The following is a 25,441-nucleotide window of genomic DNA, read 5'->3' as shown; positions in this document are numbered from 1 at the left end:
CGGTGTTCTCCGGGGCGGCGGTTCCGGCCGCCCCGGTGAAAAGCGCCGGGCACCCAACAAAGCAATTAACTGACGCCGGTCGCGTACGGCCGCTCCCCGCCCGAAAAGCGTGCGCCGGCGAGGAAACTAACGCATAACTTTACGCCGGGACGCCGTGCTACTTTCGGCCCTCCTGATGACCGGCCCCCACGAGGCAGGGCAGTTCTTCCGGCCGCGCGTGCGGCGCGGCCGTCGTCCGATCGGGGGAGCACTTCATGACGGGACGTGCCGGGAACGCGGGGCCGGACGGCGGGGCCGAACACGGTGCCGGAAACGGCGCCGGTGCGGTGGCGAGCGTGTTCAAGCAGCACAGCACCCTGTTGATCACTGGCGTGCTGCTGGGCCTGCTGGGGGTGGCCGCCTCGCTCACCCAGCCCTGGGCCATCGGAGAACTGATCGCGGCGGCGGGTTCGGGCGATCCGCTCGGCCTGCCCGTCACCCGGCTCGTCGTCCTTTTCTGCGCGGGCGCGCTTTTCTCCTCGCTCCAGTCCTACGTGATCGGGCGGGCCGGGGAGAACATCGTCCACAGCGTCCGCCGGCTCGTGACGGAACGGCTGCTGCGGGCCGATCTCACCGCGTTCGGAAAACGGCCGCAAGGGGATGTTCTCACCCGCGCGGTCACCGACACCTCACTGGTGAAGATCGCCCTTTCGCAGAGCCTCGCGCAGTTGATCACCAGTGGCGCCACCGTGACCGGCGGTGTCGTCCTGATGTTCGTCATCGATCCGTGGCTGATGCTCATCACCATGAGCTGCCTGGGGGGCGCCGCCGTCATCTCGCTGGCGCTCGCCCGCAAGCTGCGCAAGGCGGCCCTGCAGAACCGCGACGACACCGGCGCGTTCGGCAGCGACATGCAGCGCGTGCTCTCCGCACTGCCCACGGTCAAGGCGTCCCGCGCCGAGTCACGCGAGACCGCCCGTATCGGCGGACTGGCCGGGAAGGCGCGGCGCTCGGGCATCCGGGTCAACGCCTACAACGCCCTGCTGGTCCCGTCGATGAACGTCGGCACGCAGGGCGCGCTCGCCGTCGTCGTGGGCGTCGGCATGACGTGGGTGGCGCGCGGCGAGATGAACATGGCCGTCCTGACCACGTTCATCATGTATCTGTTCCAGCTGGTGTCGCCGCTGGTGATGTTCTTCATGGCGGTGGGCCAGTTCGTGCAGGGCCGGGCCGCCATCCAGCGGGTCGACGAGCTGGTCGCGCTGCCCCAGGAGGGCGGCGGGGCGGCGGCCATCGGGGGAGACGGCGGTACGGCGGCCGCCCGGGGAAACGGCGGTACGGCGGGAGCGGGGCGCCCGGCACCCGGCGCGTGGCCGGGGCAGGACCCGCCGGCGGTCGAGTTCCGCGACGTACGGTTCGCCTACCGGCGCGGTCGGCAGGAGGACCGGACGCAGGTCCTCCACGGTGTCTCCTTCAGCGTGCCGGCGCGCGGTCTGACGGCGGTGGTCGGCCCCTCGGGCGCGGGCAAGTCCACCCTCTTCCAGCTGATCGAGCGGTTCTACGCGACGGACGGCGGACGCATCCTGCTCGGCGGACAGCCGGTCGACACGCTTCCGCTCGACACGGTCCGGGGCCTGGTCGGCTACGTCCAGCAGGACAGCGCGGCCATGCGCGGCACCGTGCGCGAGAACCTGACGTACGCCAATCCGCACGCCGGCGAAGGCGCCATCCGGGAGGCCGTGGAGATGGCCGGCCTCGCCACCGTGGTCGCCGGCCTCCCGCAGGGCCTGGACACCGAACTCGGCGACCAGGGCAGCGGCCTGTCCGGCGGCCAGCGCCAGCGGCTGTGCATCGCCCGCACACTGCTGCAGAAGCCCGCGGTCATGCTGCTGGACGAAGCCACCTCCCACCTGGACTCGGACTCCGAACGCGACTTCCGCGACGTGCTGCGCCGGGTCTCCCGGCAGTGCGCGGTCGTCGCCATCGCCCACCGGATATCCACGGTCGTCGACGCCGAGCAGATCGTGGTGCTGGAAGGGGGCAGCGTCCGGGCCACCGGCGCCCATCAGGAGCTGATGGAGCGCGACGAGCTCTACCGCAGGCTGGCCGGCTCGCAGCTGTACGCGGGGCCCGGCCTCGACGGCGCGGCGGACGGTCCGGCGCGCGGGGAAGCGGAGCGGGCCGCGCACGTGATGACGGCCGGCGGGGTCCCGGCGAGCCGCCCCGGCGGGCCCCCGGCGGCCCGGCCCGGCGAGCAGACGATGCGGCTCCAGCCTGTCCGGAGCGGTGAGCAGACGATGCGGCTGCGGCCCGTCGGCAGTGAGGAGCAGCGATGAGTACCGTGAACAGCCCCGACGTCGCCATCGTGGGCACCGGCCCGAACGGCCTCGCGGCCGGAGTGGTCCTGGCCCGCGCAGGCCTGCGCGTGGAGCTGTACGAGGCGGCCGAGTCGATCGGGGGAGGGCTGCGTACCGCCTCTCTCTTCGACACCGACGTCGTGCACGACCTCTGCTCCGCCGTCCATCCCATGGCCGCCGCTTCGCCGTTCTTCCGCGCGTTCGACCTCGCGGGCCGCGGGGTCGAGCTGCTGCAACCGGAGATCAGCTACGCCCACCCGCTGGACGGGGGCCGCGCCGCCCTGGCACACCGGTCGCTGGATGCCACCTGCGAGCACCTGGGCCCCGACGGTCCCCGCTGGCGGCGGCTGCTGGGCCCGCTGCTGGAGCACAGCGAAGCGGTCGTCGACCTGATCCTCTCCGGGCAGCGCAGTCTGCCGCGGGACCCTGCGGCCGCCCTGCTGCTGGCGAGCCGGGTGGCCCTGCACGGCAGTCCGCTGGGCGCGGCCCGCTTTCAGGGCGAGGAGGCACCCGCCCTGCTCACCGGTGTCGCCGCGCACGCAGTCGGCAAGCTGCCGAGTCTCGCGTCCGGTGCGGTGGCCATGCTGCTCGGCCACTTGGCGCACGGGACGGGGTGGCCGCTGCCGCGCGGCGGCAGTGGCCGGATAGCGGAGGCGATGGCCGAGGACATCGCCGGGCACGGCGGCGTCTTCCACACCGGACACCCCGTACGGGACCTGGCGGAACTGCGCGGCGCGCGAGCGATCCTGCTCGACACCAGTCCCAAGGGCTTTCTGGCGCTGGCGGGCGGCCGGCTGCCGCGCGCCTACGCGCGCTCCCTGGAACGCTTCCGTTACGGGCCGGGCGCCGCCAAGGTCGACTTCCTGGTCTCCGAGCCCATCCCCTGGTCCGAACCGGCAGTCGGCCGCGCCGGTACGGTGCACCTGGGCGGCACCCACGCCGAGATGGTCCGGCAGGAGACGGCGAACGCCCGTGGAGTACGTACCAAGGAACCGTTCGTCCTCGTCGTGGACCCGGCGGTGGCGGACCCGGGGCGCGCGCTGCCCGGCAAGCGCCCGGTATGGGCGTACGCTCACGTACCCAACGGCGATCCCACCGACCCCTTCGACCGGGTCTGTGCGCGGATCGAGCGCTACGCCCCCGGCTTCCGGGACACGGTCCTCGCACACCGCTCCGTGCCCGCCGCCGCGTACGAGGACTACAACCCCAACTACGTCGGCGGCGACATCGGCTCCGGCGCGATGACGCTGTACCAGAGCATCGCGCGGCCCGCCCCGCGCATCGACCCGTACCGCACACCGCTGCCGGGCGTCTTCCTGTGCTCCTCGGCCACCCCTCCGGGGCCCAGCGTGCACGGCATGTCCGGCTACCTGGCCGCGCTCTCCGCGCTCCGGCACCGCTTCGGCACGCGTGACGTACCCGGCCTGGCGCCCGGGCCGGTGGATTTCTCCGGTTCGTCAGGCATTCTCGGCTCTGTGCCCGTATAACGGTATTTCGTGGCACTGAAAAGGTGCGGTAATGGCAAAGAGCTGCCCACCGTCCGGTCAAGTCGTTTATGCAGTCCCTACCTTGAGACATTGGTCCCAGAAGACACCTGTCCGCAAGAAGGCCTTAATGCACGCCTAAACGGCGCGCATGTCTGTTTGATACGGTGACGAATGAAGCGCTGTCCCCCCACATGCGCCGTTGAGGCGTTACCGCTGGACGTATGGCTCTGCTGGTCCGACTGCCGAGCAGTTGACTGTGGTTCCCCCTGCAGTCGGCCTGGTTGACGCATTTCCGTCCCGTTCCGGCGCCCCTTGCGTCACGACGCTCCCATCGGCATGACAGTGGGGACAAAGAGAAGGGGAAAACGGGTGGACAACGGGGTTGAGGACATCGGCTACGGGCGGCAGTTCGAGGGGTGGTACGACCGGCTGCTCCCGGACGACAGGCTCACGGCCGAAGCGGTGGCAGGGCTGCTGGCCCGTCACCCCGCGCCGGAGGCGGGGACCATCGAATTCGGTGTCGGTACGGGGCGGATAGCCATCCCGCTCGCGCAGCGGACCGGCCAGGTGACCGGCGTGGACTCCTCGCCGGAAATGCTGGACGCGCTGCGCGTCAAACTGAAGGACCTGAAGGACGGCGGAACCGTCACCCCGGTGCACGGGGACATCCGCACCTACACCTCGGAATCCCGCTACGGGCTGGTGTACTGCGTCTGCGCGACCCTGTCGGTGCTGACCACACCGGAGGACCAGCAGCGGGCCGTGCGGCGGGCGGCCGACCTCCTGGTCCCCGGCGGCCGGCTGCTGATCGAGACGCACAACAAGCCGCCGGTCCTGGCCCTGCACGAAGGGCTGACCCGCACCACCTACTTCGTCCCGTACCCCGAGCCGGGTACAGGCGTACAGACCCACTCCACCCTGCTCGCCGACGACCAGTGGCACTGCTCGCACATCCTGTACCAGGCCGACGGCACCACCCGGGTGGGCAGCGAACTCACCCGGCTGACCACGCCGGACGAGGTGGACGGCTACGCCCGCGCGGCCGGGCTGGAACCCGAGGCCCGCATGTCGCGCTGGGACGGCACCCCCTACAGCGACCGCGCCCCGCTGTTCATCTGCAGCTACGTCAAGCCCTGACGGCGGCAGCAGACATCGGGACGCGGACGACAGAAGGGGGATCGACGTGGGACGTCCGCCGATATTGCCGACGGATCAGAAGTTCGCTCTGGTACTCAGGGTGCTCACCGGTGAACTGACCGCGGCGGAGGCCGCGCGCAACGCCGGGGTGTCCGAGCAGTCCGTATCAAATTGGCGTCGCCAGTTTATTGAGGGGGCCCGTGTCGGCCTTGCCGGTGAAGGCGGCAGGGACACCGAAGATGCCTCCCGGGTGGCCGAGCTGACTCAAGAAATCGCCACGCTCAAAGCCACGATAGGCGAGTTGTACATAGAACTCCGCAAGTACGGCAGGAGTACGGCCGGCCGCGGTCCGGTACGCGGTGCCAGGCCCGCACGGTCCCAAGATTCAAGTAACTCGTTATTTTATCCCGGCACTGCGTGCTAGCTTTCCGGGCATCAGTCACTTCGCATCACGGGGGAGGGAATGTGGCGTCTTTGGAACGCCAGTTTGGCGTAGGTATGGCCGGACTGGCCGGCGCGAGCCTGCTGACCGGCGCGGTAATGCGGTGGAAAGGCAGACGGGAACGTGCGCGTCGCTACATGCTGCACGAAAGGCCCGACGGCAGCCTCGTAGAGGTCGACGTCCGTATTCCTCCGCAGGCCGAGCGCGTCGTACTGCTCGACAACGGGCTGGGGACGCCCCACGAATACTGGGACTGGGTCTGCGAAGCACTTCCCCCGGACATGGGGTACGTGAAGTTCAACCGCCCCGGGTACGGGCTCAGCTCGTCGGCCGCCGGTTACGGCCTGGAGCAGCACTTCACGCTGCTGGACGAACTGCGCGAGACCTTCACCGGCGAACTCCCGCTGGTGCTGGCCGGGCACTCCCTCGGCGGATATCTCGTCGCCGCCTACGCGTCGCGCCACCCCGGCGCGGCGCGGGGCGTGACCTCGGTGGTCATGGTCGATGCCACCGATGTGGCGCATCTGCGCAGCTCCCGGCGTTCCGAGGTCGACCGCTGGTCCCGGCAGTCGATGCTCATGGAGCGGGCGTACGCCATGGCGGGGGTGGCGGCCTTCCGGCCCGCCCTGAACAAGTTCGAGACCTATCGCCAGGACGTCAACCGGAGCTCCCGGGCGTTCCTGGCGGAGCCCCGGACCTGGGCCATGGCCCACCGGGACTACCGGGACGCGATGACCTACCCGGAACTCACGTCCCTGGACCTGCCGCTGACCGTGGTCACGGCGGAGAACAACCAGGGGGACAACGACGCGCACCGCGTGGTCCAGGCCAGGATGGCCACCCTCTCGGAGAGGTCCCGGCACCGCTTCGTCGACGGGTCCGACCACGAGACGATCCTCTCCGTGCGGGCCTTCGCCGAGCAGGTGGCGAAGGCGATCACCGACGAGCCGCCGGCCGGGCCGGCCGGCGCGGACGGCGGACCGGCCGCCGGGGACCGGCCGGCCGACGGGAACGGCGGTACGGGAGAGGAGCTGACGTCAGCATGAACGTGAACACGGAACGCGTGAAGACCGCCGCCGTCACGGCTTCCCTCGCCGCCTGGCTCGTCGCGACGGCCGCGGCGCAACTGCCCGAGACGCGCTTCGACAACATCCTGTGGTGCGGCAAGCTGCGCATCCCGACGCCGAACTGGCGTTTCTTCGGGCCGAATCCCGGAGTCAAGGACTGCCACCTGCTCTACCGGGACATCGCGGACGGCAAGCCGGGGGAGTGGCAGGAGATCCCGGTCACCCGCGACCGGCCCTGGTACGCCCTGGCCTGGAACGCCCGCAACCGGTCCCCCAAGGCCCTGTTCGACGCGATCCAGGGCATCCGGTCCCGTGCGGCGGCGGCCGGATCGGAACTGGCGCCCGTGGTGTGGTCGCCCGGATACCGGCTGCTCTCCGGATACATCCAGCACCACCTGCCGCATGTGGACGGTGCGTCGCACAGTCAGTTCCTGCTGATGCACTCGTATCTCACCGCTCCGGAGCACCGGCAGATCGAGCCGTTCTTCGTGTCCGAGGAAATCTCACTGCCCACGGCGGAAGCACCGGATCCGGAAACTCTTCCGCTGGCCGCCTAGAAGAGGGGCTCGGGGGTCCTCTCGGCTGGAAGCCGCGCACTCACTCGGCCGTACCAGGGCCGCGTGAGTCCGTGCCCTCCCGCCGAACGGCTGGAGTTGCTCACTGTGAGAATTCGAGAGAAAGAAGACAACATGTCCATCCTGGCCGACTTCGCCAACGCCGAGCTCACCGACGTGAAGCCGGGTCGTATCGGCGCCGACTCCACCCCGACCATGGTCACCCCGCTCGCCACCGTCGCCACCCCGGAGGCCACTCCGGTCGGTTTCGCGGCGACCTCGGCGACGGCGGTGGCGCTCGACAAGGTCACCCACAACATCGGCTGACGGAACACAGCAGGGGCACGGCAGGCACCTGCGCCTGTCGTGCCCCTGCCCCATGTCGGCCGCCGTAGTCATGTTCGATCCACAGGGAGCACCCACTCATGTTTCTCAGCGCTCCGCCCGAGGTCACGGCTCGCCGAGTGGCTTCGCTGGGCACGCTGGTCTCCGCACTGGAAATGCTGAGCCAGCACCGTAAGTTCGAGGACGGCGAGCTGCTGAGCGGCCAGCTGGGAAGCATGCGCCCCAAGCTGGCAAAACGTTTCCCCCGGCTGACCCGTGCCCTCAGCTCGAAGAAGGCGGCGGTCGCCCTGTACGGCGTCCAGGCGGGCGCTTCCGCCGCCACGCTGGTCTGGGGCCACAAGCGCGGCGTACGCGCGGCGGGCAGCGCCGTCCTGGCGGCCACCGGCGCGGCCGGCCGGCTGCACACCCCCTTCGGCGGGGACGGCGCCGACCAGTTGCAACAGGTGATCAACGTCGTGCTGGCCTCGACCGGCACCTTCAAGGACGACGAGAAGGCCCGCGACGTGGCCATGCGGGCCCTGGCCCTGGAGACGACCATCTCCTACGTCGCGTCCGGCGTGGTCAAGCTGGTGTCGCCGATGTGGCTCAGCGGCGAGGCGTTCAGCGGCGTCATCCGTACGCAGAACTACGGTGACCAGCGTGTCTTCAAGCTCGTGCACCGGTACCCGATGGTGGGCAAGGTCGTGACCTGGGGAACGGTCGCCGCAGAGGTCGGCTTCCCGCTGGTCTTCGTGCTGCCGAAGCCCGCGGCCAAGGCGTGGCTCGGCTCGATGACGCTGTTCCACCTGGGCATCGGGCAGTTCATGGGCCTCAACCGCTTCGTGCTGGCCTTCGGGGCCACGCACCCCGCACTTCTCTACGTCCTCGCCCAGGGCGACAAGCAGGCGGCGCTGCCCGGCCCCGGGAAGGCCCCCGCGGCGCTCGCCCCCGCCTCCGAGTAGCCCACCGCCGCACCCGCCTGCGGCCGGGACACGACGAAGGGCGGCACCCCGCCGAAGGGGTGCCGCCCGTTCGCGTACGCGAAAAGAACCGCGAGGCTCAGTGGTGGGCGCCGCCCTGCGCCTCCAGGCGCTTGAAGGACGCCTCGATCTCGGCCTCGGCCTCGGCGCGGCCGACCCAGTCCGCGCCCTCGACCGACTTGCCCGGCTCCAGGTCCTTGTAGACCTCGAAGAAGTGCTGGATCTCCAGGCGGTCGAACTCCGACACGTGGTGGATGTCGCGCAGGTGCTCCACCCGCGGGTCGGACGCCGGGACGCACAGCAGCTTGTCGTCGCCGCCGGCCTCGTCGGTCATCCGGAACATGCCGATGGCGCGGCACTTGATCAGGCATCCGGGGAACGTCGGCTCGTCCAGGATGACCAGCGCGTCCAGCGGGTCGCCGTCCTCGCCGAGGGTGTTCTCGACGAAGCCGTAGTCGGCCGGGTAGCTGGTCGAGGTGAAGAGTCGACGGTCCAGACGGATCCGTCCGGTCTCGTGGTCCACCTCGTACTTGTTCCGCGAACCCTTCGGGATCTCGATGGTGACGTCGAACTCCACGGGTGGCTCCTCCATGATCAACACATACGTCTGGTGATTAAGTGTCCCCCACGCAGGTGTGTGGTGGCGAAAGGGGCTGGTCCTAAGTGCCGGAGACCAGGTCGTGGCAGGTCAGGTGGCGGGCCGCGCAGCGGTTGGCGCAACGTTCCGCCCGGACGGCGACGGGCTCGGCGCGGTCGGCGGGTTCCGCCGCCGTGTCCATGACCCGTTCGGCGGCCGGATCGGCGCGTACGGCCTACCGGTCCGCCACGGATTCCGCCCGTACCGCCTGGTGGGCGGCGTCCAAGCAGCAGCGGCAGACCGTACGGCTGACCGCCAGCTCCACCGCCCTGGGCCTGCTGGTCGCGGCCGGAGCGGTGGTGGCGGCCGGTCCGTGGGACTCCGGTCAGCGTACGGCGGAGCGTGCCCGCGCCGCGGCGCCCGGCGGAACGCGTGGCGAGCATCACGTTCCGGACGGCCCTGCCGCCGCACCGCCCGTCCTGGCCGCGCTCGGCACCCCCGCGCCCCCGCCCGGCACCGAAGGCATGGCGAAGACCCTCGCACCGCTCCTGAGGGACCCCGCGCTCGGCTCGCTGCGTACCGCCTCCGTCGTGGACTCCGCCACCGGCCGCGAACTCTTCGGCGCCGGCTCCGGGCGGAACGCCACCCCCGCCTCGACGGTCAAGCTGGCCATCGCCACCGCCGCGCTCTCCGCGCTCGGCCCCGACCACCGCATCGACACCACCGTCGTCGAGGGCGCGGACGGCGGCCTCGTCCTGGTCGGCGGCGGCGACCCCACCCTCACCGCCCGCGCCCCGGAGCAGGACGCCCAGGACCGGCCCGCCAGCCTGCGCACACTGGCCGACGACACGGCCCGCGCACTCAAGAAGCGCGGCACCGCCAAGATCCGCCTCGGCTACGACACGTCGGCCTACACGGGCCCCGCCCTGCACCCCATAAGCCCCAACGAGAACATCGCCCCCGTCACTCCCCTCATGACGGACGAGGGACGCCTCGACACGTCCCGCTCCGGCCCGGCGCCCCGCGCCACCGACCCGGCCGCCGCCGCGGCCCGCACCTTCGCGAAACTGCTCAGCGACCGCGGCGTAACGGTCGAAGACCCACCCACCAGCACGACCGCCCCCGCCGAGGCCCGCCGTCTCGCCACCACCCGCTCCCTGCCGCTCTCCGGCCTCGTCGAGCGGATGCTGACCCACAGCGACAACGACATCGCCGAAGCACTGGCCCGCCAGACGGCCCTCGCCACCGGCGAACCGGCCAGCTTCGAGGGCGCCGGCCGGGCTGTCCACAAGACCCTGGCGAACCTGAAACTCCCGCTGACCGGCGCCGTCTTCGAGGACGGCAGTGGCCTGGACCGCGACGACAAGGTCTCCGCCACCCTCCTCACCCGCCTGCTCACCCTGGCCACGTCCCCCGACCACCCCGAACTGCGCTCCGTCGCCACCGGCCTGCCGGTAGCCGGGTTCACCGGCACCCTCAGCGGCCGGTACACGGGCGAGAAGGCGGGCGCGGGCACCGTACGCGCCAAAACCGGCACCCTCACCGGCGTGAACACCCTCGCCGGCACGGTCGTCGACACCGAAGGCCGCCTCCTCCTCTTCGCCTTCATGACCAACAACACCACCGACCCCCAGTCCGCCCAACAAGCACTGGACCGCATGGCCACAGCAGTGGCCAACTGCGGTTGCCACTGACGACAAGGCGCCACTCGCCCACCACCGACTGCGGTCAGCGCTGAATCCAAGGCGCCACCCGACCACTCGGATCAACCCCCACCCACCCCCTCCCCACCCCCCTCACGGAAGGGGGCGGGCCGGAGCGGCCCGCCGCGCAGGCCCGCCCCCGAACCTTGACAGCCCCGCGCAGCGGCCACCGCCCGCCGCAGGCGCAACGGACCCGCACCCGAAAGCGGACCGGCACCGGTGCCCCGGAAGTCCGCGCCCAACGGGCGCCGCGCAGCGGCCACCGCTCGCCGCAGGCGCAACGGACCCGCAGCCATATGCGAACCGGTACCGGCGCCCCGGAAACCCGCGCCCAACGGGCGCCGCGCTACCCCAAGCGGATGCGCCCACGTACCGTGAACCCATGACGAGCATCGGTGGTGTGGAGATGGTCGACTGGAACCTCGCGGTAGCGACCGCGACCCGGTTCGTACGGCCGGGACCAGAGGTGAGCCGGGACGAGGCGCGGGCGATCGTCGCCGAGTTGCGACGGCACGCGAAGTCCTCCGAGGAGCACGTGCGCGCGTTCACCCGCATGGTGCGGCCGGATCCGGAGGGGGAGCCGGGCACGGCGCAGGACCGGCCGGGACAGGACACGCCGGTGCTGGTCGTGGACCGGGCGGGCTGGATCAAGGCCAACGTGGCCGGCTTCCGGGCGGTGCTCAAACCGCTGCTGCAGAAGATGGAGGAGCGCCGTTCCTCCGTACCGGGCGGCGCGGTGCTGGGGGCGGTCGGCGGCAAGGTGACCGGCGTGGAGCTGGGGATGCTGCTGTCGTTCCTGGCCTCACGGGTCCTCGGGCAGTACGAGACGTTCGCGCCCGCGAGCCGGGACCTGCCCGCCGCGGCACGAGGCGGCCGGCTGCTGCTGGTCGCGCCGAACATCGTGCACGTCGAGCGGGAGCTGGAGGTCGACCCGCACGACTTCCGCATGTGGGTCTGCCTGCACGAGGAGACGCACCGTACGCAGTTCACGGCCGTCCCCTGGCTGCGCGACCACATCGAGGGCGAGATCCAGTCCTTCCTCGGTGAGACCGAGATCGACCCGGGCACGCTGCTGGAGCGGCTGCGGGAGGCCGCCCAGTCGCTGACCGGCGGCCGTCCCGAGGGCGAGGAGGGCGACGAGGGCGGCCGCAGCTTCGTCGACCTGGTGCAGACCCCGGCGCAGCGGGAGATCCTGGCCCGGCTGACCGCGGTGATGTCACTCCTGGAGGGGCATGCCGATTATGTGATGGACGGTGTCGGCCCGGACGTGGTGCCGTCGGTCGCGGAGATCCGCGAGAAGTTCCAGAAGCGGCGGGCCAGCGGCGCAGGCCGCCTCGACCAGGCGCTGCGCAAGCTGCTGGGGCTGGACGCGAAGCTGCGGCAGTACCGGGACGGCGAGCGGTTCGTCCGGGCGGTGGTCGACGAGGTCGGCATGGACGGCTTCAACCGGGTGTGGACGTCGCCGAACACGCTGCCGACGAAACAGGAGATCGCCAAACCGGCGGACTGGGTCGCGCGGGTGCACCGGTAGGGGGCGGAGCCCGGCGGTGCGGAGTCGTGAGCCGGGCGCACCGCGAGGCTGGTGAACGCTCCCCTCAATCACTCTTCTGAGGGACCGTGACCGCAGGATAGGCGTGCAATGCTCGGGGAACTGCTCGTCTCTGTCACCATCTAGGCACTCTGTGTGACGAAAAAGCCGTAGACGGCCCGAGGCCCCCCAAGCTGACGATTGGAAACGGACATGGGTCCCCATCCAGCGGTCGCCGCGATACGCGTGGCGGTCCGCCGCGTACTTCACGACGTACTGAACCACCACACCTCGCACTCCCCGGCCCCCGCGACCCCCGCGCAGCAGCCGGTCGCCGCGGGCCCCGCGCGGCCCGCCGGGGCGCCGCTGCTGCCGCCCGAGCCGGCGGACGGGCCCCCCTTGGTGCTCGTCGCGTGCTCCGGCGGCGCCGACTCCATGGCACTCGCCTCCGCACTGGCCTTCGAAGCGCCCCGGCTGGGCGTACGGGCCGGCGGCATCACCGTCGACCACGGTTTGCAGGACGGCTCCGACGTCCGCGCCGCCGATGTCGTCCTGCGGATGCGCTCCCTCGGACTGGACCCGGTCGACGCGGTGGCCGTCGAGGTGGGCCGCGAGGGCGGCCCCGAGGCCGCCGCCCGGGACGCCCGCTACGCCGCGCTGGACGCCGCCGCCGAGCGGCACGGCGCCGCCGCCGTCCTCCTCGGCCACACCCGTGACGACCAGGCAGAGACGGTCCTGCTGGGGCTCGCCCGGGGCTCCGGCACCCGCTCGCTGTCCGGCATGGCGGCGAAGACCGGCCGCGGCGGCCGCTACCGCCGCCCGTTCCTGGAGGTCGACCGGCAGACCGCCCGCAAGGCGTGTCTGATCCAGTCGCTGCCCGTCTGGGAGGACCCGCACAACTCCGACCCGCTCTACACCCGCTCCCGGCTGCGCCACGAAGGCCTGCCCGCGCTGGAGAAGGCGCTCGGCAAGGGCGTCGTGGAGGCCCTGGCCCGTACGGCGCAGCTCTCCCGGGACGACGCCGACGCCCTGGACTCCTGGGCCGCCGACGCCGAGCGCACGGTCCTCGACGAGCGCGGCACGCTCGACGCCACCGCGCTCTACGCGCTGCCCGCGGCCGTCCGTCGCCGGGTGCTGCGCCGGGCCGCCATCGCGGCGGGCGCTCCGGCCGGTTCGCTGTTCGCCCGCCACATCGAGGAAGTGGACCGGCTGATCACCGGATGGCGGGGCCAGGGCACCGTCAACCTCCCCGGGCGCGTGGGTGTGCGACGGCAGGGTGGCAGACTGGTGATCCGGCAGGGCTGAGCCGCAGGACATCGAAAGGGCACCGCCCCGCCTCACGAGTCTCACGACACCGAACCGAGCGAGAGTGGCACGGGTGGACGACAAGGACATGGGTTCCGACCTTCAGTCGGTGCTCATCAGCAAGGAAGAGATCGACGCGAAGCTGGCGGAGCTGGCGGCGAAGATCGACGCGGAGTACGCGGGCAAGGACCTGCTCATCGTCGGCGTCCTCAAGGGCGCCGTGATGGTCATGGCGGACCTGGCGCGCGCGCTGTCCACCCCCGTCACGATGGACTGGATGGCCGTGTCGTCGTACGGCGCGGGCACCCAGTCCTCCGGAGTGGTGCGCATCCTCAAGGACCTCGACACCGACATCAAGGGCAAGCACGTCCTGATCGTCGAGGACATCATCGACTCCGGCCTGACGCTGTCCTGGCTGCTGTCGAACCTCGGCTCCCGCGAGCCGGCCAGCCTTGAGGTGTGCACGCTGCTGCGCAAGCCGGACGCGGCGAAGGTGGCCATCGACGTGAAGTGGATCGGCTTCGACATCCCCAACGAGTTCGTCGTGGGCTATGGCCTGGACTTCGCGGAGAAGTACCGCAACCTGCCGTTCGTGGGCACCCTCGCGCCGCACGTCTACGGCGGCTGAGCGGCGCGGACCCGTCCGGCCGCCTCCGATGCGGCCGGGGCCCGGGACCGACCGGTGCCCGGCGACGGGAACCCCGAGGGGCTTGTCGCCGTTGGAGCAGGGAGAACGGCATCCGAAGCTGCATTGTTAACCGTGGGCGGCGTCGTCGGGTGACAATGCTGGGGTACCGTCCGAAGGTCAGTCTTTTTTCGGGCCAGTAATACACCGTACGCACGACCAGCCCTCCACAGGGCTGTTGTGCCTCACTGTGGCAGGAGGGACGGGGCCTAGACGGCTCCGTATGGATGGACGTGAAGCGATACTTCCGTGGGCCGGTCATGTGGATCGTGCTGGCCGTCCTCGCCGTGGTCGTGTTGATGCAGGTCGTCGGCTCGTCCGGCGGCTACAAGACGGTGGACACCGGTCAGGTCGTCAAGGCGATCACTGACAACAAGGTGAAATCCGCCGAGCTGACGACCGGCGACGAGAACAAGATCAAGGTCGAGCTGTCGGGCGACAACAAGGTCGACGGCTCCAACAAGCTCCAGGCGAGCTACATCGGCGACCAGGGCGTCGACCTGGCCAAGACCCTGCAGGCCAGGTACCAGACCGGCGAGATCAAGGACGGTTACACCGTCTCCCCGTCGAAGCAGAACCCGTTCCTCAGCATGCTGGTGACGCTGCTTCCCTTCATCCTCATCCCGGTCGTCTTCCTGTTCCTGCTGAACCAGACGCAGGGCGGCGGCTCCCGGGTGATGAACTTCGGGAAGTCCAAGGCCAAGCTGATCACCAAGGACACGCCGAAGACGACGTTCTCGGACGTCGCGGGGTCCGACGAGGCCGTCGAGGAACTCCAGGAGATCAAGGAGTTCCTGCAGGAGCCGTCGAAGTTCCAGGCGGTCGGCGCCAAGATCCCCAAGGGTGTGCTGCTGTACGGCCCGCCGGGTACGGGCAAGACGCTGCTCGCGCGCGCCGTCGCCGGCGAGGCGGGCGTCCCGTTCTACTCGATCTCCGGTTCCGACTTCGTCGAGATGTTCGTCGGTGTCGGTGCCTCCCGGGTCCGCGACCTGTTCGAGCAGGCCAAGGCGAACGCCCCGGCGATCGTCTTCGTCGACGAGATCGACGCCGTCGGCCGGCACCGCGGCGCGGGCCTCGGCGGCGGTCACGACGAGCGGGAGCAGACGCTGAACCAGCTCCTGGTCGAGATGGACGGCTTCGACGTCAAGGGCGGCGTCATCCTGATCGCCGCCACCAACCGTCCGGACATCCTGGACCCGGCGCTGCTGCGCCCCGGCCGCTTCGACCGGCAGATCGCCGTCGACCGCCCGGACATGCAGGGCCGTCTGGAGATCCTCAAGGTCCACCAGAAGGGCAAGCCGGTCGCACCGGACGTCGACCTGTCGGCCGTCGCCAAGCGCACCCCCGGCTTCACCGGTGCCGACCTGTCGAACGTGCTGAACGAGGCCGCCCTGCTGACGGCCCGCAGCGACGCCAAGCTGATCGACAACAAGTTCCTGGACGAGGCGATCGACCGCGTGGTGGCCGGACCGCAGAAGCGGACCCGCATCATGTCCGAGAAGGAGAAGAAGATCACCGCGTACCACGAGGGCGGACACGCCCTGGTCGCGGCGGCTTCCCCGAACTCCGACCCGGTTCACAAGATCACGATCTTGTCCCGCGGCCGGGCCCTGGGCTACACCATGGTCCTGCCGGACGAGGACAAGTACTCGACCACGCGCAACGAGATGCTCGACCAGCTCGCGTACATGCTCGGTGGCCGGGCGGCCGAGGAACTGGTCTTCCACGACCCGACCACGGGCGCCGCGAACGACATCGAGAAGGCGACCGCGACGGCCCGTGCCATGGTCACCCAGTACGGCATGACCGAGCGGCTCGGCGCGATCAAGTTCGGCTCCGACAACTCCGAGCCGTTCCTGGGCCGTGAGATGGGTCACCAGCGCGACTACTCCGAAGAGGTCGCCGCGCTGGTCGACGAAGAGGTCAAGAAGCTCATCGAGACCGCGCACAACGAGGCGTGGGAGATCCTGGTCGAGAACCGCGACGTGCTCGACAACCTGGTTCTGCAGCTCCTGGAGAAGGAGACGCTGAACAAGGAAGAGGTCGCCGAGGTCTTCAAGCACATCGTCAAGCGCCCGGCCCGTCCGGCGTGGACCGGCTCCTCGCGGCGTACGCCGTCGACGCGCCCGCCGGTGCTGTCGCCGAAGGAGCTGGCGCCGGCCAACGGCTCCGCCCCCTCGGCCTCCTCGTCCGCCGTCTCGACGGACAAGGCCGAAGCCCCCGAGGACCAGGCCCCCGACGCCTGACCGCCTGACCGCTCACCGAGCGGTGATGGAACACGGCGACCGGGTCCGCCCGGAAGCAGACCGGGCCCGTACGGAATCTTCCGTACGGGCCCGGTCTTCGTCGTCGGTGGCCCGTCGTGCCGGGTTCGGGACGGGGCCCACAACGGCCCCGGAATGAATGTGGCGCCTCACGGGTTCTAGCCTGGACGTGTGGTACTCCGCGTGTGGAGCGGGCGCAACAGGAACGAGGCACGAGATGACCGATCCGGTGACGCTGGACGGCGACGGCACGATCGGCGAGTTCGACGAGAAGCGCGCCGAGAACGCCGTACGTGAGCTGCTGATCGCTGTCGGCGAGGACCCGGACCGCGAGGGGCTCCTGGAGACGCCGGCCCGGGTCGCGCGGGCGTACAAGGAGATCCTGGCCGGACTGCGCCAGCAGCCCGAGGACGTCCTGACGACCACCTTCGACCTCGGCCACGACGAGATGGTGCTGGTCAAGGACATCGAGATCGTCTCGCTGTGCGAACACCACCTGCTGCCCTTCCACGGCGTCGCCCACGTCGGCTACATCCCGGCCGACAGCGGCAAGATCACCGGGCTGTCCAAGCTGGCCCGCCTCGTCGAGGTCTTCGCCCGCCGCCCGCAGGTGCAGGAGCGCCTCACCACGCAGATCGCGGACTCCCTGATGCGCATCCTGGAGGCCCGCGGCGCCATCGTGGTGATCGAGGCCGAGCACATGTGCATGTCGGTGCGCGGCATACGCAAGCCGGGCGCCAAGACGACCACATCGGCCGTACGCGGCCAGCTGCGGGACTCCACGACCCGCTCCGAGGCGATGAGCCTGATACTGGCGCGCTGACGCCCGGCGGCGGCCACCGAGCCGCTGTACGGGGACTGAAGCCCGTACGGGGCCTCCGGGCGCCCGGACGGTCCAGAGCGGCCCCGGGCAGCAGTACGAAGCGGGCGGGGCCCGGTGGATCTCCACCGGGCCCCGCCCGCTTCGTACGCCGCCCCCTGGGGCGATGCCCCGCTACGCCTTGAGGTGGCCGCCCATCCACTCCAAGGCGGCGGGTATCTCACGGCGCCAGGTGTTGAAGTTGTGGCCGCCGCTGTCCAGGATGATCGAGGCGATCTTGCCCGGGGACTTGGTCTGCTGGATGAACTTCAGCGTTTCCTTGTAGTTGTCCTCGCCCTGCTTGCTGGAGGTGACGAGGAGGTTCACCGGTGCCGCGGGCAGGTTCTTCTGCCGCCACAGCAGGTTGTTCTCCCGCTCCAGCTGCTTGTCGCCGCCGAAGAGCGCGCCGGTCGAGGCGTCCAGCGGGGCCTTGTACGCGCCGGAGAGGGCCACGCCGGTCGAGAAGGCCTTCGGGTAGCGCATCGGCATCTTCAGGGCGCAGTAGCCGCCGGTGGAGTCCCCTATGACGCCCCAGTTCCTGGCGGCGGTGCCCACCCGGTAGTGGCTGGCTATGTCGTGCCGCACGTCATGGGTGAAGAAGGTCTCGGTCTGCGGGCCGTCCGGGATGTCCACGCACTCCGTGTCGCGCGGCGGCGCGACGGTCGGGCGCATCATCACCAGTATCGTCGGCTGCATCTTGTTCTTGCGGACCAGCTCGTGCTGGGTCTGCGGGAAGTGCAGCTTCTTGTAGAGGGCCTGTGCGGTGCCCGGGTAGCCGGTCAGCACCACGGAGGCGGGGAAACGCTTCTTCGCGTACTTCGCCTGGAAGTACTGCGGCGGCAGGTAGACGAACGCCGGGCTGTTGATCTTGGATTTCTCGCCCTGCAGCACGACCTTGTCTATCCGGCCGCCCACGTGCGGCTTGGATCCGCCGGGTACGCCGACGTGCTCGCTGCCGAGCATCTTCAGCTTGGTGCCGTTCGGGCCGGTCTCATGATTCGTCACCACGCCCGGCTCCTGCTCCTGGCCGAACAGGTCCGCCCACGATGCGTAGAAACCGAACGAATTGTTCGCGAAGAGGCCGATGGAGGCGAAGATCGACAGCTGGGTCGCCAGCAGCAGACCGATGCGGCCGAGGACCGTGCGCCAGTTCTGCCGGGACAGGCGCGGCCACAGCCAGATCGTGAGAACAAAGAGCGCTACCGCGAAAAGGACGGCCAAGAGCAGCACTTTTTTGCTGGTGAGACCCATGTGGTGCTTTCTTCCGGGCGGCCGGTCGTCCGTGCCGCGGGTGGAACCCCGGGCCCTGAAACGCCGTCATACAGGGCGCAAAAGTCCAGATGCTGCGACTAAGGCTCGCACTTCTCTCGACCGGGGCGACGGGAAAGTAATGTCTGACAAGCTAGATGGCGAAAAGTCCGGGACGGTTGCGTGGCGTCCGCCACGCTGGCTGCGCGGCCCCCGCCCGGAAAAGGTGCCGCCATTGGTGGGGACGGCCGGCGCGGTCGTCGGACTGCTCAACCTGGTCGCCGGGCTCTTTCCCCGCTTCCGGCACAGCAGGCTGCATGCCCTGGCGGAGGTCCTGCCGGGTGCCGTGAGCGCCCTGGCGGCGGCCTCCTCCATCGTCGTCGGGATCCTGTTGCTGATGCTCGCCCACGGGCTCAAACGGCGTAAGCGCCGGGCCTGGGTGGCGGCCGTCTCGCTGCTGCCGGTGGGCATCGCGGCCCAGCTCGTCTACCGTCACTCCATCGTGGGCGCGGCGCTCTCGCTGGCCCTGCTGGCCTTCCTGGTGTGGCACCGGCGCGCCTTCGATGCGCTGCCGGACCCGCGCAGCCGGGTGAAGGCCCTGCTGAACTTCGTCGCCCTGGGCGGCATCAGCTTCGGCCTCGGCCTGGTGATCGTGAACTCCCACCCGCACAAGATCATCGGCGATCCGTCGGTGTGGGAGCGGTTCAAGCACGTCATGTGGGGTCTCTTCGGCTTCGAGGGCCCGGTCCGGTACGTGAACAACGTCGACTACACCGTCGGCTACTCGCTCGGCGCGCTCGGCCTGCTGACCGTCGCCACCACCGCCTACCTGGCCTTCCGCCCCGAGCACCCGGCCGCCCGGCTCACCGGACAGGACGAGGAGCAGCTGCGGGAACTCCTCGCCAAGCACGGCGGCCGCGACTCCCTCGGCTACTTCGCGCTCCGCCGCGACAAGGGCGTGGTCTTCTCGCCGACCGGCAAGGCCGCCGTCTGCTACCGGGTGATATCCGGGGTGATGCTGGCCAGCGGCGACCCGATCGGCGACGTGGAGGCGTGGCCGGGCGCCATCGAGCGCTTCATGGAGGAGGCGCGGGCGCACTCCTGGACCCCGGCCGTCACCGGTTGCAGCGAGACCGGCGGCCAGGTCTGGACCCGCGAGACCGGCATGGACGCGCTGGAACTGGGCGACGAGGCGATCGTCGACGTGGCGGACTTCACGCTCACCGGCCGCTCGATGCGCAACGTACGGCAGATGGTCAAGCGCATCGAGCGCAACGGCTACGAGACCCGGGTACGGCGGGTGCGCGACCTGGAGCCCGAGGAGCTGGCGCGTGTCCAGCAGGCCGCCGACGCCTGGCGCGACACCGACACCGAGCGCGGCTTCTCCATGGCGCTGGGCCGCATCGACGCCGAGCGGGACGGTGACGCCGTGATCGCCACCGCGCACCTGGCGCCGGCCGAGGGCGAGCGGCCCGGCCCGTTCGGCGACCTGAAGGCCATGCAGCACTACGTACCGTGGGGCAAGGACGGCATCTCGCTGGAGCTGATGCGCCGCGACCGCTCCGCCGACCCCGGCATGAACGAGCTGCTGATCGTCGCCTCCCTCCAGGCCGCCCCGGACCTGAAGATCAAGCAGGTGTCGCTGAACTTCGCGGTCTTCCGCTCCTCCCTGGAGCGCGGCGAGAAGCTGGGCGCGGGGCCGGTCATCCGGATCTGGCGCGGCATGCTGATCTTCCTGTCGCGCTGGTACCAGATCGAGTCGCTGTACAAGTTCAACGACAAGTTCCGGCCGCGCTGGGAGCCGCGCTTCGTGGTCTTCCGCAACAGCCGGGACATCCCGCGCATCGGCCTGGCCGCGCTCCAGGCCGAGGGCTACCTGGAGCTGGGCCTGCCCCGCGCGCTGCGCCGAAGGAAGGCCCCCGAGCCGCGCCCGTGCGCGCACACCAAGGCGCCGATCGGCGTGGACGAGGTGGAGCCGGCGGCGTAGGCCGGGACCTGGCACCGCAGCGTTCCGGGCGCCGTCCGTCCCCTCCCGGGGGTGGGCGGCGTCCTCGTTCCCGGCGCCTAGGCTGGTGCCATGAGTACCTTGCGCGGCCGGGTGGCCGGACTTCCGGACTGGGACCGCTGCGCGGTGATGGGCGTGGTGAACGTGACGCCCGATTCGTTCTCCGACGGCGGGCAGTGGTTCGACACCGAGCTGGCCGTCAAGCACGGCCTGGACCTGGTGGCGCAGGGCGCCGACCTGGTGGACGTGGGCGGCGAGTCGACGCGGCCGGGCGCCGCCCGGGTGGACGAGGCGGAGGAGCTGCGCCGGGTCGTGCCCGTCGTGCGGGAGCTGTGCGCCGCCGGGGCCGTGGTGTCCGTGGACACCATGCGCGCCTCGGTGGCCGAGCAGGCCGTGGCGGCCGGCGCGCGGCTGGTCAACGACGTGAGCGCGGGCGCGGCCGACCCGGCGATGGTGCCGGTGGTCGCCGCCGCCGGGGTGCCGTTCGTGGTCATGCACTGGCGCGGCCGGTCCATCGACATGAACAACCGGGCCGTGTACGGGGACGTCGTCACCGAGGTGCTCGGCGAGCTGCGCCAGAGCCTGGACCGGGCGGTCGACGGCGGCATCGACCCCGGGCGCATCGTCGTCGACCCCGGACTGGGCTTCGCCAAGGAGGCCGGGCACGATCTCGCGCTGATCGCGCAGCTGGCGCGGCTGCGGGAGCTGGGCCGCCCCCTGCTGGTGGCCGCTTCGCGCAAACGTTTCCTGGGCAGGGTGCTGGCAGGGGACGCGCAGGCCGCTCCGCCGCCCGCCCGCGAGCGGGACGCGGCGACGGCCGCGGTGTCGGCGATGGTCGCGCGGGAGGGGGCCTGGGCGGTGCGGGTGCACGAGGTGCGCGCGAGCGCGGACGCGGTACGGGTGGCCCGTGCCGTGGAAGGCGCGGCGCCGGGGACGGACGGGACGAGTGTGACGGGCGCCGCGGGTGCGGCGGACGCGACGGGAGCGGTGTGAGTCCACGTACGGACATCGAGCTGGTCGAGCAGGCGAACACCGACCTGTACGAGGCCATGGAGCGCGGTGACCACGCGGCCATGTCCGAGATGTGGATGGACGGCCAGGTGAGCGTGGTGCACCCGGGCTGGCCGGTGCTGCGCGGGCGCGGCGAGGTGCTGCGCTCGTACGCGTTGATCATGGCGAACACCGAGTACATCCAGTTCTTCCTGACGGATGTGGAGATCGACGTCCTCGGCGACACCGCGCTGGTCACCTGCACCGAGAACATCCTCAGCGGCGGGCCGGCGGAGGAGGACGGCTCGGTCGGGCCGCTGATCGGCCAGTTGGTCGTCGCGACCAATGTCTTCCGGCGTACGGAGGAGGGCTGGCGGGTCTGGTCGCACCACGGCTCGCCCGTCCTGGCGGACCAGGACGATGAAGGGGGCGGGGACGGGAACGGCGACGCGGCCGGGCCCGGTGGCGACGGGCCGGGCGCCGGAGGCGTGGGCGGCGGGGTCTGAACGTGAAACTCGCGTGAAGACTTCGCGCGTTTTCGCGGGGACCTGGTGACTGTTCCGTGGCCGTACGGTGACCGACGCCAGGCCGACGGCCTGCGACGACGCCGCCGGGCCCGTCAGCGGGAAGCGTCAGCGAGGTCGACTCCGGCGCACCCGTTCGAGCCAAGTGCCGCACGGGTAGGGGTGGGACCGCGGGGCCACGGGTAGTGGCCGCGCGGACGACCGTCTGTACGCCCCGGCAGAGCCGCCCAGCAGTCGTACGGGCCTTGTCCACGGCCCCCGTGGGCAAACACTGTCGGTGCTCGCAGGTAGATTCGATGATGGGGCGGCGTGCCGGACGAGTCTCTGGTCCCCGCCCGCAATTCCGACGATCAGTGGTACCAGAGGTGCCAATGGGACCAGTGGGAGTGTGATTCGCGTGGATCGTGTCGCGCTGCGTGGGCTGAAGGCCCGAGGGCACCACGGGGTCTTCCCCCGGGAACGCGAAGAGGGCCAGACCTTCATCGTGGACCTGGTGCTGGGCCTGGACACCCGCCCGGCGGCGGCGACCGACGACCTCGCGAAGACCGTGCATTACGGCGTCGTGGCGGAGGAGGTCGTGGCCGTCGTCGAGGGCGAGCCCGTCGACCTCATCGAGACGCTCGCGGAGCGCATCGCCGGCCAGTGCCTCAAGCACGAGGGGGTGCAGGAGGTGGAGGTGGTCGTCCACAAGCCGGACGCCCCGATCACCGTCCCCTTTGACGACGTGACCATCACCATCACCCGGAGCCGAGTATGACCAGCAGTGACCCGACCGTGCAGCCGGTGCCCACGTCCGTGGTGGAGCGGGTGGACGCCGCGGACGTGACGCTCTCCAACCCGAAACGCGCCGTGATCTCCCTCGGCAGCAACCTCGGCAACCGCCTGGAGACCATCCAGGGCGCCGTCGACGCGCTGGAGGACACCCCCGGCGTCCGCGTCAAGGCCGTCTCGCCGGTGTACGAGACCGAGCCGTGGGGCGTCGACCCCGGGTCGCAGCCGTCGTACTTCAACGCGGTGGTGCTCATCAAGACGACGCTGCCGCCCGCCTCCCTGCTGGAGCGCGGCCACGCGATCGAGGAGGCCTTCGAGCGGGTCCGTGACGAGCGCTGGGGGCCGCGCACGATCGACGTCGACATCCTGGCGTACCAGGACGTCGTCTCCGAGGACCCGCTGCTGACCCTGCCCCACCCGCGGGCCCACGAGCGCGCCTTCGTCCTGGTGCCTTGGCACGATGTCGACCCGGAGGCGGAGGTCCCGGGCCGCGGCGCGGTGGCCGAGCTGCTCTCGGTGGTCGGCCGCGAGGGCGTCGTACCGCGGGTGGACCTGGAACTGCGGCTGCCGGAGTAGACGTTGGACCGGTGGGCGCGGCACCGGCGTCGCCGGCCGCCGGCACCGTACGCCGGACCTGCCGTGACGCACGAACGCCGCACGACCATGCGCACATCCGCATTCCGCACCACACGTACGAGGACGAGGGCACAAGGGGCGAACGCTCGGTGAAGCAGCTACACATCAAGGTGCTGGGCGGGCTGTTCCTGGCAGCCGGAGTGCTGGCCTGGGCCGGCGCCCGGCTGTGGGACTCCTTCGGCACCCTTCCCGGCGTGCCGCTGGCCGCCCCCGTCGTACTGGCCCTGATCGCCGCCGTCCTGGCCGCCACCGCCGTGTCCCTGCGCTCCCGGCTGAAGGCCCAGCGCGAACGCCGCCCCGACGCCCGGGGCGTCGACCCGCTGGTGGCCGCCCGCGCCGTCGTCTTCGGCCAGGCGAGCGCCCTGGTGGCCTCCGTGGTGGCCGGTGTGTACGGCGGTGTCGGCGTCTTCCTGCTCACCACGGACCTCGCAGTCGAGCCCCGCCGTGACCAGGCCATTCATGCGGGCTTCTCGGTCCTGGCCGGTGTGGCGGTGGTGCTGGCCGCCTTGTTCCTGGAGCGCGTGTGCAAGCTCCCGGAGGACGATGACGAGGCGGGGGCGAGCGCGGCGTAGGGGGCGGTGACGGCACCCGCCGCCACCCCCGGCGCCCCGCGCCGCTACGCGCCGGGAACGCTCTCCACCACGACCTCGTCGCGCGCCAGGCGGCCCGCGTCGGCCGCCGTGGACCGCCGCAGCGCCGCGTGCAGCGCCGCAGGGGTCAGCACACCGAGGAATCGTTCCTCCTCCAGGACCGCGATCCACCCGGCGTCGTGCTGGAGCATCGTGCTGAACGCCTGCTTCAGCGGCGCCCCGAGCGGCAGCCACGCGTCCATGCGCCGCGCGTGGTCGCGCACCTCACGCCCGGTCGCCGCCGTCGCCGTTCCGGAGCCCGCGGCCTGCGGAGCCGTGGCCTTCAGGCCCGCGGTCTGCGGACCCGTGGCCTTCAGGCCCGCCGCCGAGACCCAGCCGTGCAGGGCGCCGTCCGCGTCCAGGACCACGGCCCACGCCGCGCCCTCCTCGACGAGCCGCGCGGCCGCCCGCGCCGCGTCGTCGTCGAGCCGGACCACCGGCGGCTGCTCCAGGTCGCCGGTCTCGATCGGGGTCACCGAGAGCCGCTTGAGCCCGCGGTCGGCGCCGACGAACTCCGCGACGTACGGGGTGGCCGGCGCCCCCAGCACCGTGGCCGGGGTGTCGAACTGCTCGACGCGGCCCGCCCCGTAGACGGCGATGCGGTCACCGAGCCGTACCGCTTCCTCGATGTCGTGGGTGACGAAGAGCACCGTCTTGTGGAGCGTGGACTGGAGCCGCAGGAACTCCGTCTGGAGGTGCTCGCGGACGACCGGGTCGACCGCGCCGAATGGTTCGTCCATCAGCAGGACGGGCGGGTCGGCGGCGAGCGCGCGGGCGACGCCGACTCGCTGGCGCTGCCCGCCGGAGAGCTGGTCGGGGTAGCGGTCCCCGTACTGCGAGGGGTCCAGGCCGACCAGGTCGAGGAGTTCGGCGGCGCGGGCGCGGGCCTTCTTGCGCGGCCAGCCGAGCAGGTGCGGGACGGTCGCCGTGTTGTCCAGCACGGTCTTGTGCGGGAAGAGGCCGACCTGCTGGATGACGTAGCCGATGCGGCGGCGCAGTTCGACGGGGTCGATGGTCGATATGTCCGTACCGTCCAGGTAGATACGGCCGTCGGTGGGTTCGATGAGCCGGTTGACCATCTTCATCGTCGTGGTCTTGCCGCAGCCGGACGGTCCGACGAGCGTGACCAGCTCGCCCTCCGCGACCTCGAACGAGAGGCCGTCGACGGCGGTGGTCCCGTCGGCATAGCTCTTGGTGACGTGCTCGAATCGGATCATGGTGGTTCCCCAGTGTGGACGGCCGCCGGCCGGGTAGGCGCGCTGTGCTCCGGCTCCTGCCCGCGGAATCCGTCCCGTCACGTGTGTCTTGTTACGGCTGGATGGCGGGCCGGTCGGATTGTCAGTGGTGGGGGATAGGGTCGCAGACAGTCACCGAAAATGTGAGCGACAGG

Annotated in this window: 23 protein-coding genes; 20 read left to right on the top strand and 3 right to left on the bottom strand. The window is 71.0% G+C overall.

The genetic code is table 11. The features are described from left to right. The first annotated feature begins 254 nt into the window (after window positions 1-254). From ACZ4QV_RS36190 to ACZ4QV_RS36155, 8 genes are all read left to right on the top strand, one after another. The gene (locus ACZ4QV_RS36190; RefSeq protein ID WP_361584627.1) at window positions 255-2,315 is read left to right on the top strand and encodes an ABC transporter ATP-binding protein; all 2,061 of its coding nucleotides are present in this window, start codon (window positions 255-257) and stop codon (window positions 2,313-2,315) included. Next, entirely contained in the window at window positions 2,312-3,823 is a 1,512-nt protein-coding gene (locus ACZ4QV_RS36185) for a phytoene desaturase family protein (protein WP_361155619.1), read from the top strand. Before ACZ4QV_RS36190 ends, ACZ4QV_RS36185 begins: the two co-directional genes overlap by 4 nt. Window positions 3,824-4,192: 369 nt before the next feature. After that, window positions 4,193-4,960: a class I SAM-dependent DNA methyltransferase gene (locus ACZ4QV_RS36180; protein ID WP_467764017.1), complete on the top strand. Its 768-nt coding sequence runs from the start codon at window positions 4,193-4,195 to the stop codon at window positions 4,958-4,960. Window positions 4,961-5,006: 46 nt separating this feature from the next. Next, window positions 5,007-5,384: a transposase gene (locus ACZ4QV_RS36175; protein WP_361155622.1), complete on the top strand. Its 378-nt coding sequence runs from the start codon at window positions 5,007-5,009 to the stop codon at window positions 5,382-5,384. Window positions 5,385-5,539: 155 nt separating this feature from the next. Continuing rightward, window positions 5,540-6,448 carry an alpha/beta fold hydrolase gene (locus ACZ4QV_RS36170; protein WP_361155624.1) on the top strand — a complete coding sequence of 303 codons (909 nt, stop codon included), beginning with the start codon at window positions 5,540-5,542 and terminating at the stop codon, window positions 6,446-6,448. Beyond that, window positions 6,445-7,026, top strand: coding sequence for a hypothetical protein (locus tag ACZ4QV_RS36165; protein WP_361155625.1), 582 nt, complete (start codon window positions 6,445-6,447; stop codon window positions 7,024-7,026). The genes ACZ4QV_RS36170 and ACZ4QV_RS36165 overlap by 4 nt, the downstream gene beginning before the upstream one ends. Window positions 7,027-7,158: 132 nt before the next feature. Beyond that, window positions 7,159-7,350: a linaridin family RiPP gene (locus tag ACZ4QV_RS36160; protein ID WP_361155627.1), complete on the top strand. Its 192-nt coding sequence runs from the start codon at window positions 7,159-7,161 to the stop codon at window positions 7,348-7,350. Between the two features lie 98 nt (window positions 7,351-7,448). Next, window positions 7,449-8,309: a hypothetical protein gene (locus ACZ4QV_RS36155; RefSeq protein ID WP_361155629.1), complete on the top strand. Its 861-nt coding sequence runs from the start codon at window positions 7,449-7,451 to the stop codon at window positions 8,307-8,309. A 97-nt stretch (window positions 8,310-8,406) separates the two neighbouring features. On the opposite strand, the gene ACZ4QV_RS36150 is transcribed toward ACZ4QV_RS36155, so the two are convergent. Further along, window positions 8,407-8,904 (bottom strand): inorganic diphosphatase, encoded by a 498-nt coding sequence (locus ACZ4QV_RS36150; protein WP_004571927.1) that lies wholly within the window; start codon window positions 8,902-8,904, stop codon window positions 8,407-8,409. Window positions 8,905-9,104: 200 nt separating this feature from the next. On the opposite strand from ACZ4QV_RS36150, the gene dacB reads away from it, so the two are divergent. The 6 genes from dacB (at window position 9,105) to folE (ending at window position 17,212) form a co-directional block, all read left to right on the top strand. Then, a complete protein-coding gene (dacB, locus tag ACZ4QV_RS36145; RefSeq protein ID WP_361155645.1) occupies window positions 9,105-10,598 on the top strand; it encodes a D-alanyl-D-alanine carboxypeptidase/D-alanyl-D-alanine endopeptidase in 1,494 nt (497 codons plus the stop codon). Window positions 10,599-10,989: 391 nt separating this feature from the next. Next, the gene (locus ACZ4QV_RS36140; protein ID WP_361155630.1) at window positions 10,990-12,138 is read left to right on the top strand and encodes a zinc-dependent metalloprotease; all 1,149 of its coding nucleotides are present in this window, start codon (window positions 10,990-10,992) and stop codon (window positions 12,136-12,138) included. 210 nt (window positions 12,139-12,348) lie between these two features. Continuing rightward, window positions 12,349-13,440, top strand: a complete 1,092-nt coding sequence (gene tilS, locus ACZ4QV_RS36135; protein WP_361584617.1) for a tRNA lysidine(34) synthetase TilS — start codon at window positions 12,349-12,351, stop codon at window positions 13,438-13,440. Between the two features lie 88 nt (window positions 13,441-13,528). Further along, a complete protein-coding gene (gene hpt, locus ACZ4QV_RS36130; RefSeq protein ID WP_030077134.1) occupies window positions 13,529-14,068 on the top strand; it encodes a hypoxanthine phosphoribosyltransferase in 540 nt (179 codons plus the stop codon). Window positions 14,069-14,352: 284 nt separating this feature from the next. Further along, window positions 14,353-16,371 carry an ATP-dependent zinc metalloprotease FtsH gene (gene ftsH, locus ACZ4QV_RS36125; RefSeq protein ID WP_361155632.1) on the top strand — a complete coding sequence of 673 codons (2,019 nt, stop codon included), beginning with the start codon at window positions 14,353-14,355 and terminating at the stop codon, window positions 16,369-16,371. 235 nt (window positions 16,372-16,606) lie between these two features. Beyond that, window positions 16,607-17,212 carry a GTP cyclohydrolase I FolE gene (gene folE, locus ACZ4QV_RS36120; protein ID WP_361155633.1) on the top strand — a complete coding sequence of 202 codons (606 nt, stop codon included), beginning with the start codon at window positions 16,607-16,609 and terminating at the stop codon, window positions 17,210-17,212. A gap of 171 nt (window positions 17,213-17,383) precedes the next feature. Here the strand turns inward: folE and ACZ4QV_RS36115 are convergent, their stop codons facing one another. Continuing rightward, window positions 17,384-18,499 carry an alpha/beta hydrolase gene (locus ACZ4QV_RS36115; protein WP_467764016.1) on the bottom strand — a complete coding sequence of 372 codons (1,116 nt, stop codon included), beginning with the start codon at window positions 18,497-18,499 and terminating at the stop codon, window positions 17,384-17,386. 139 nt (window positions 18,500-18,638) lie between these two features. Between ACZ4QV_RS36115 and ACZ4QV_RS36110 the strand changes: the two genes are divergently transcribed. The 6 genes from ACZ4QV_RS36110 (at window position 18,639) to ACZ4QV_RS36085 (ending at window position 23,994) form a co-directional block, all read left to right on the top strand. Further along, window positions 18,639-20,483, top strand: coding sequence for a phosphatidylglycerol lysyltransferase domain-containing protein (locus ACZ4QV_RS36110; protein ID WP_361159833.1), 1,845 nt, complete (start codon window positions 18,639-18,641; stop codon window positions 20,481-20,483). A gap of 90 nt (window positions 20,484-20,573) precedes the next feature. Continuing rightward, entirely contained in the window at window positions 20,574-21,494 is a 921-nt protein-coding gene (gene folP, locus ACZ4QV_RS36105) for a dihydropteroate synthase (protein ID WP_361159830.1), read from the top strand. Then, entirely contained in the window at window positions 21,491-21,997 is a 507-nt protein-coding gene (locus ACZ4QV_RS36100) for a nuclear transport factor 2 family protein (RefSeq protein WP_361159827.1), read from the top strand. The genes folP and ACZ4QV_RS36100 overlap by 4 nt, the downstream gene beginning before the upstream one ends. A 415-nt stretch (window positions 21,998-22,412) precedes the next feature. Next, window positions 22,413-22,772: a dihydroneopterin aldolase gene (gene folB / locus ACZ4QV_RS36095; protein WP_030019216.1), complete on the top strand. Its 360-nt coding sequence runs from the start codon at window positions 22,413-22,415 to the stop codon at window positions 22,770-22,772. Continuing rightward, complete coding sequence (folK, locus tag ACZ4QV_RS36090; RefSeq protein WP_361159823.1) at window positions 22,769-23,362, top strand: 2-amino-4-hydroxy-6-hydroxymethyldihydropteridine diphosphokinase; 594 nt, start codon at window positions 22,769-22,771, stop codon at window positions 23,360-23,362. The genes folB and folK overlap by 4 nt, the downstream gene beginning before the upstream one ends. A 149-nt stretch (window positions 23,363-23,511) precedes the next feature. Beyond that, window positions 23,512-23,994 (top strand): DUF3180 domain-containing protein, encoded by a 483-nt coding sequence (locus ACZ4QV_RS36085; RefSeq protein ID WP_361159820.1) that lies wholly within the window; start codon window positions 23,512-23,514, stop codon window positions 23,992-23,994. Window positions 23,995-24,038: 44 nt separating this feature from the next. Here the strand turns inward: ACZ4QV_RS36085 and ACZ4QV_RS36080 are convergent, their stop codons facing one another. After that, window positions 24,039-25,268, bottom strand: coding sequence for an ABC transporter ATP-binding protein (locus ACZ4QV_RS36080; RefSeq protein ID WP_361584608.1), 1,230 nt, complete (start codon window positions 25,266-25,268; stop codon window positions 24,039-24,041). Window positions 25,269-25,441: the final 173 nt, after the last annotated feature.

Source organism: Streptomyces sp. NPDC026394, from assembly GCF_055567735.1.
Note: the sequence above shows the minus strand (reverse complement) of the source record. Positions and strands in the feature narration are given on the sequence as shown.

What these genes read in the sequence shown, in the direction of transcription:
- ACZ4QV_RS36190 (WP_361584627.1), top strand. Translation starts at nt 255, where the DNA reads ATGACGGGACGTGCCGGGAACGCGGGGCCGGACGGCGGGGCCGAACAC.
- ACZ4QV_RS36185 (WP_361155619.1), top strand. Translation starts at nt 2,312, where the DNA reads ATGAGTACCGTGAACAGCCCCGACGTCGCCATCGTGGGCACCGGCCCG.
- ACZ4QV_RS36170 (WP_361155624.1), top strand. Translation starts at nt 5,540, where the DNA reads ATGCTGCACGAAAGGCCCGACGGCAGCCTCGTAGAGGTCGACGTCCGT.
- ACZ4QV_RS36165 (WP_361155625.1), top strand. Translation starts at nt 6,445, where the DNA reads ATGAACGTGAACACGGAACGCGTGAAGACCGCCGCCGTCACGGCTTCC.
- ACZ4QV_RS36160 (WP_361155627.1), top strand. Translation starts at nt 7,159, where the DNA reads ATGTCCATCCTGGCCGACTTCGCCAACGCCGAGCTCACCGACGTGAAG.
- ACZ4QV_RS36155 (WP_361155629.1), top strand. Translation starts at nt 7,449, where the DNA reads ATGTTTCTCAGCGCTCCGCCCGAGGTCACGGCTCGCCGAGTGGCTTCG.
- dacB (WP_361155645.1), top strand. Translation starts at nt 9,105, where the DNA reads ATGACCCGTTCGGCGGCCGGATCGGCGCGTACGGCCTACCGGTCCGCC.
- ACZ4QV_RS36140 (WP_361155630.1), top strand. Translation starts at nt 10,990, where the DNA reads ATGACGAGCATCGGTGGTGTGGAGATGGTCGACTGGAACCTCGCGGTA.
- tilS (WP_361584617.1), top strand. Translation starts at nt 12,349, where the DNA reads ATGGGTCCCCATCCAGCGGTCGCCGCGATACGCGTGGCGGTCCGCCGC.
- hpt (WP_030077134.1), top strand. Translation starts at nt 13,529, where the DNA reads ATGGGTTCCGACCTTCAGTCGGTGCTCATCAGCAAGGAAGAGATCGAC.
- ftsH (WP_361155632.1), top strand. Translation starts at nt 14,353, where the DNA reads ATGGACGTGAAGCGATACTTCCGTGGGCCGGTCATGTGGATCGTGCTG.
- folE (WP_361155633.1), top strand. Translation starts at nt 16,607, where the DNA reads ATGACCGATCCGGTGACGCTGGACGGCGACGGCACGATCGGCGAGTTC.
- ACZ4QV_RS36115 (WP_467764016.1), bottom strand. Translation starts at nt 18,499, where the DNA reads ATGGGTCTCACCAGCAAAAAAGTGCTGCTCTTGGCCGTCCTTTTCGCG.
- ACZ4QV_RS36110 (WP_361159833.1), top strand. Translation starts at nt 18,639, where the DNA reads ATGTCTGACAAGCTAGATGGCGAAAAGTCCGGGACGGTTGCGTGGCGT.
- folP (WP_361159830.1), top strand. Translation starts at nt 20,574, where the DNA reads ATGAGTACCTTGCGCGGCCGGGTGGCCGGACTTCCGGACTGGGACCGC.
- folK (WP_361159823.1), top strand. Translation starts at nt 22,769, where the DNA reads ATGACCAGCAGTGACCCGACCGTGCAGCCGGTGCCCACGTCCGTGGTG.
- ACZ4QV_RS36080 (WP_361584608.1), bottom strand. Translation starts at nt 25,268, where the DNA reads ATGATCCGATTCGAGCACGTCACCAAGAGCTATGCCGACGGGACCACC.